This is a genomic window from Streptomyces sp. NPDC050145 (genome assembly GCF_044460245.1).
Taxonomy (GTDB): Bacteria; Actinomycetota; Actinomycetes; order Streptomycetales; family Streptomycetaceae; genus Streptomyces.
On sequence record NZ_JBITJS010000044.1, the window covers coordinates 1 to 1,065 of the forward strand.

At 68.9% G+C, this 1,065-nt stretch carries 1 protein-coding gene; it reads left to right on the forward strand.

What is annotated here, in order from left to right; genetic code table 11:
• Positions 1–106: 106 nt before the first annotated feature.
• Positions 107–1,060: an IS481 family transposase gene (locus ACIBTU_RS39510; RefSeq protein ID WP_399131636.1), complete on the forward strand. Its 954-nt coding sequence runs from the start codon at positions 107–109 to the stop codon at positions 1,058–1,060.
• Positions 1,061–1,065 lie beyond the last annotated feature (5 nt).

The window sequence follows — 1,065 nt, forward strand, 5'->3', positions numbered from 1 at the left end:
TGTTCTGTTCGGGCACGTTGGTGACGCTGCAAGGGGCTTGCATGGGTGAGGGCCTTCTGGGTTCGGTGGTGACTGCGACATCTACCGCCGAGTGCAGGAGGCCCTCATGTGCCACCGTAACGCGCCGCTGACGCCGACCGGGAGACTGCGTCTGGCCTGGTGCATAGTCGAGGACGACTGGCCGCTGCGGCGGGCCGCGGAAAGGTTCCAGGTCAGTCACACCACTGCCAAACGCTGGGCCGACCGCTACCGCCAGTCGGGCTGGGCCGGCATGCACGACCGCTCCAGCCGCCCTCACCACTGCCCGCACCAGACCCCCACCGACATCGAGGAACTGGTCGTCCGGCTACGCCAGGAACACCGGATCGGCCCCCAGCGGATCGCGGTCCGCAGTGGTGTCGCCGCCTCGACCGTTCACCGCATCCTTCGTGATCACCGCCTGCCTCCGCTGGCCACGCTGGACCGGGCCACCGGCCGGCCCATCCGCCGCTACGAACGCAGCCGGCCCGGCGAACTGCTCCACATCGACGTGAAAAAGCTCGGCCGCATCCCCGACGGCGGTGGCCACAAGACGCTGGGCCGGGCCGCGGGCCGCAAGAACCGCAACCACGCCGGACTGGCCTTCCTGCACACGGCACTGGACGATCACTCCCGCCTCGCCTACACCGAAGACCTGCCTGACGAGACCGCCACGACCTGCGCCGGCTTCCTCCAGCGGGCCACCGCCTGGTTCGCCGACCACGGCATCACCATCGAACGCGTGCTGACCGACAACGCCTGGGCCTACAGCAAGACCACCTGGCGCGAGACCTGCCGGCAGCTGGACATCCAGCCACGCTGGACCCGGCCCTGGCGGCCCCAGACCAACGGCAAGGTCGAACGCTTCCACCGCACCCTGCTCGAAGAATGGGCCTACCAGCGGCCCTACACCAGCGACGCGGAACGCCAGGCAGCGTTTGCCGACTGGCTCGACTGGTACAACTACCACCGACCCCACACCGGAATCAGCGGCCACACCCCAGCCAGCCGCGTCACCAACGTGTCAGAACAGCACACCTAGGGCGC

What these genes read in the sequence shown, in the direction of transcription:
- ACIBTU_RS39510 (WP_399131636.1), top strand. Translation starts at nt 107, where the DNA reads ATGTGCCACCGTAACGCGCCGCTGACGCCGACCGGGAGACTGCGTCTG.